This window comes from Caballeronia sp. LZ024, from assembly GCF_031451455.1.
Lineage (GTDB): Bacteria > Pseudomonadota > Gammaproteobacteria > Burkholderiales > Burkholderiaceae > Caballeronia > Caballeronia telluris.
Map to the genome: position 1 here is coordinate 1 of NZ_JARUXL010000019.1, position 4,054 is coordinate 4,054.

General features: G+C 59.8%; 6 protein-coding genes. 4 read left to right on the forward strand and 2 right to left on the reverse strand.

Annotation, left to right across the window (positions count from 1 at the left end):
* Together QCE48_RS31375 and QCE48_RS31380 are read right to left on the reverse strand one after the other, a co-directional pair.
* Positions 1–328 (reverse strand): hypothetical protein (locus tag QCE48_RS31375; protein WP_309794453.1); only part of this gene is annotated, 328 nt, incomplete at its 3' end.
* 149 nt (positions 329–477) lie between these two features.
* The gene (locus tag QCE48_RS31380; RefSeq protein ID WP_309788393.1) at positions 478–831 is read right to left on the reverse strand and encodes a winged helix-turn-helix domain-containing protein; all 354 of its coding nucleotides are present in this window, start codon (positions 829–831) and stop codon (positions 478–480) included.
* A gap of 178 nt (positions 832–1,009) precedes the next feature.
* On the opposite strand from QCE48_RS31380, the gene QCE48_RS31385 reads away from it, so the two are divergent.
* The 4 genes from QCE48_RS31385 to QCE48_RS31400 all read left to right on the forward strand — a co-directional run bounded on the left by QCE48_RS31385 (position 1,010) and on the right by QCE48_RS31400 (position 3,921).
* On the forward strand, positions 1,010–1,315 hold the full coding sequence (locus tag QCE48_RS31385; protein ID WP_309788394.1) for a hypothetical protein: 306 nt from the start codon (positions 1,010–1,012) through the stop codon (positions 1,313–1,315).
* A 91-nt stretch (positions 1,316–1,406) separates the two neighbouring features.
* Positions 1,407–1,979: a hypothetical protein gene (locus QCE48_RS31390; protein ID WP_309788395.1), complete on the forward strand. Its 573-nt coding sequence runs from the start codon at positions 1,407–1,409 to the stop codon at positions 1,977–1,979.
* A 189-nt stretch (positions 1,980–2,168) separates the two neighbouring features.
* Complete coding sequence (locus QCE48_RS31395; protein ID WP_309788396.1) at positions 2,169–2,903, forward strand: flagellar brake protein; 735 nt, start codon at positions 2,169–2,171, stop codon at positions 2,901–2,903.
* An 832-nt stretch (positions 2,904–3,735) separates the two neighbouring features.
* On the forward strand, positions 3,736–3,921 hold the full coding sequence (locus tag QCE48_RS31400) for a hypothetical protein (RefSeq protein ID WP_087633683.1): 186 nt from the start codon (positions 3,736–3,738) through the stop codon (positions 3,919–3,921).
* Positions 3,922–4,054: the final 133 nt, after the last annotated feature.

Below are 4,054 nucleotides of genomic sequence, written 5' to 3' on the forward strand. Positions count from 1 at the left end.
CGGGCACGACGGTCTGTACCTGCGCGTAGTTGAGATCCGGCGCGATCGTGGCGAGCGATTTGACGTCGCTGACGCCGGTGGTTTCGAGGAAGGCGTCGCCATAGACGCTCATGGCCATCGGCGTGCGCTGCTCGAGCGCCGGCTGCTTTTCCGCCCTGACGATGATTGGCTTCAGCTGCTGGCCCGAATCGCTTTCATCGGCACGAGCGCCGGGCGCAAGAAAGGCACTTAGGAAAAGCAAGCGCGCCGCCGTCGAAGTACGACGGAGAGAAACGACTTCACTACGCGGGAAGGACATGACAATCGAAATCTGGATGAAGCAGAACACCTGCGGTTGCTACGGAGGCTGTCGGACACTGCTGGCCGTCCTCGCTCTCCAAGATCGGCCCGGTGGAAAAATTTACTGTGCGAATGCTCCGGGAAGCGACGAATTATAGCGTTCGCAGCGCCTCATTATGGATGAGCGTCTGGCGATGCTCAGCGCTTCTTCGCCTCTTCGAGACACGCCGCCAGCTTTTCGAAGTACTTTAATGCCATGGGCGTCGGCGCGACCGTCTTAATGCGCAGATCGTCGCTGCTCTCGTCGACGGACACGAGACCTTGCTTCTTCAGGCTCGTCAACTTTCTATGCACGGTTGCCGGCGCGCCCGCGACCGACAGCGCCATTGTTTCAGTGACCGTCAGCGCATGCCCCGCATGCCATGACGCCGTGAGCGCCTCCAGCAGACGCTCCTCTGCGGCATCGAGCTTCGGCACCGAAGGCAATGCCTGGACCGCCTGCGCCAGATTCAGGAAGCGAAAATAGGCGTCGAAGACGTTCTTTTTAGCCATGTAAAAATCGTCGAAAAGGGACGGTTCAATCATAGCATCGCCGAAGAGATGAAAAATCTGAGCGACGCTTCTGTATCTTATCAGACTGATAAGTAAGTGCTAAGATCATGCACAAAGCAAGGGCTGAGGGAAAGCGCGATTTCATTTTCCCGCCCGAGCGGCCATCAGGGACACGAACGTGGCTCAACGACGCGACTTCACGTATATCACAGCGCATTTCATCGAGCAGGAAATCCATCATCTCGCGAGGATGATCCGCTCGCGACACTGGCACCGAAGCGCCGCATGGCCGGTGTCGTATTGGCGCGGGCGAATCGAGAAGCTGCGAAAGGCGCCCGCGGTGGCGCAGGATCAGCAGGCGGAACTGCTCTCGCTGCTCGGTGAACTCGAGCGAATCGCGGCGCAGCTCGATTCCTCTTCGAAGTACGGCGAGATTTCGCAAATCGGTGCGCGCCCGGCCGGCGGGGGTATTTGCAAGGCATAAACCTAAGGCACGTCATCGGGCCTGAGCGTAGGGCCTGCAACGCTGCGGTAACATATGACGTTCTCCGCCGCGCGACTGGCACGCCACGTCAATGTCTTCCTTTCAGCTTCGTTTATGCTCCGTCGTCGGAACGGCGCTCGTCTTTATCGGCTCGCTCTGGGCCAATCAGGAAATTTTCACTCATTCCGAGTTCGTGCGCGGCGTGAACTGGGTCTATCTTCCCGCCGGCATCCGGCTGCTCAGCACGCTGCTGCTCGGCGCCGACGGCGCGCTCGGGCTGTTGCTCGCAAGCTGGCTCGTCGACTTCTGCTATTTTTTTCCTAACGATCCCGTGAGATCGTTCGTCGGCGGCATCATCGCGACCGCCGCGCCCTACGCAGTCTATCGCCTGGCGCGCGAGATATATGGGCTGAACGCGTCGCTGTCGAATCTGAGCGCGGGCAGGCTGATGTTGCTCACCGTCGCGTACGCGACAGCCGGTCCGCTCTTGCACAATCTCTGGTTTTGCCTGCAGGGCGACACGCACAGCGTCGCGTCGCGGTTCTTCGCGATGTTCATCGGCGATCTCGCCGGAACCGTCATTGTGATCTACACACTCAAGGCGGCGCTGCATTTTCTGCCCGTGCCGCGCGGTCCGGAAGCGGAAAGTCAGTCGGACGGTTAGCCGGACCCCGGGTTTCCCCGGGGCGCCGTTGCTTCTCTCAGGTTCCGGGTTCGTCATGCCCGTGATGTTCCTCACTGTACCACTTGCTTATCAATTTGATAAGATGGCGGCGCGAGAAGCCGACAGCCCGTCCGGCAAAATAACAAAATCACAATGATTGGCGATCCTTCCCTGACCAACGAAAGTGCGGTGAAGACGAATGCGTGGGAGACCGACGACCGCTACGCGCAGCGGCTCCCGCCGCAGATCGCGCAGTGCATGCGGCGCATGCTGACGCGCGGCGACTTCCTGACGGTCGAATTCGACGGCACGCAGTTCGTCACGCAGTTGCTCGACGTCGATTCGCGCGGCGCGTCCTTTATGTTCGATTTCGGCAGCACGCCGCGTGACAACCGCGAACTCGTCCATGCCGACGAGCTCACGTTCCGCAGCCAGCCGTCGGGCATTCGCACCCGGTTCGTGACGGGGCGTGCCTTCGCGACGACCTTCGAAGGGCGGCCGGCCTTTGAAGCGCAGTTTCCCAAACTGCTCCATTACGTGCAACGCCGAGAGTACTACCGCGTCGATACGCCGATGTTCGATGCGTTCATCGCCAGCGGGGCCGATGGCGCGGGTGTCGCGTTCCAGTTCAAATTGCAGGACCTGTCGCTCGGCGGCGTGGCGTTACGCACGAGGGACACGCGGGTCGAATCGCTCGCGCAGGGCACGATCTGGAAAAACGTGAGGCTGCAATTAGGCGGACTCGGCGCGGTGCCGGTGGATCTGGAGATCGTCGCGCCTCGTCACGTGATCACGCCCACCGGCGAGCGCCGCACCGTTCTGGGCTGCCGGTTCGTCGATCTAAAGGGAAATACCGAACGCGTACTACAGCGTGCGATTACGCAGCTGGAAATGCACCGCAAGGAGCGCACGGAGCGGTTCTAAAACGCGCCCCTGGCGCTCGATCTATTCAAGCTCGGTACCCTTCAGTTCCACAATGAGGACGACCGTCGTGACGATAGCTTCACCCCAGCGCGACCTCCGAATCGGACAAGTGGTTAAACCAACACATGTTGAACGAACGGCTGTGCACACTCTACGTCAAGTGCGGCGTCACGCACTGAATGCTGCGCCGCTCGCCGAAACAGGGGCGAGGAGCAGAAAACACGGGGGATTCGAAGGTCGGCTTTGGATCACTGCTGCCGTACGCCGCCAATCAGGGTCGACCACACGGGCACGTTCAATGTCGGACTGGGTTCGGACATGTTCAGCCGGGCTGCCCGCTCGCTCGACCAGACAAAAGTTGCTTTCACGCTGATAGCTGCCGCTCGCTTTGCTCCGTGACCCGGAAGAGGCGTGCCGTCGAACCTTCGACTATGCATTGTGCGCGCTTCCGTCGACATCAGTTGGCCTAGGCGGCTTGGCGAGTTGACGTCCTGCAGCGAGCGTCTTCGATGACCTGCATGAGTGGCTCGCAGGAGAACGGCTCCTGCAAACAGGCATCGGAGACATGAAATACCTAGGCGGACCGCAGGTGTCGCGATCTAACCAACAGCGCCACACGAAGAGTTGGATCTAAGCCACCGGCCGCAGCGTGTACTTCCGGCTACTAATTCGTCTTGTGCCCATTAAAGTTCAATATTTTCAACTAGTTGTGTGATCGCTTACCGCGGCGCCGCCGTTTGGCACGCGCTGTGCATTAAGTTTCATCGAGGAGCGGCGACCCCTCAAAAAAAGCGCTACCTTCCTGACTACTATTTGCCCTTGGAGCATCGAAATGAACGCCTTGGTAATCAAAGACCTCCCCGTAGCTGTCGAGATGGATCGGACTGCAATGGCCGCCGTCAGCGGCGGCAGGTTGCCGCAACAGATCGTGAACATCATCCAGGCCGTTTCCGACTTTGCAAATGACGCTCCTGTCCAGCATAGTTTCACTGGTAGTGGGGCTTCTACGGGCTACTAACCCGGTGATCTCGTAGCTCAAGGCCATGCCAACAGGGGCCTCTTTGACTTCGCTTCGGGTGACTTTATCTGCACTGCCCGGATACTAACGACCCTGACATCCATGACCGGCGAGCGGGCGCGCTTGCCGGCCA

Coding starts and splice junctions, on each gene's coding strand:
- QCE48_RS31380 (WP_309788393.1), bottom strand. CDS start 831: ATGGCTAAAAAGAACGTCTTCGACGCCTATTTTCGCTTCCTGAATCTG.
- QCE48_RS31390 (WP_309788395.1), top strand. CDS start 1,407: ATGTCTTCCTTTCAGCTTCGTTTATGCTCCGTCGTCGGAACGGCGCTC.
- QCE48_RS31400 (WP_087633683.1), top strand. CDS start 3,736: ATGAACGCCTTGGTAATCAAAGACCTCCCCGTAGCTGTCGAGATGGAT.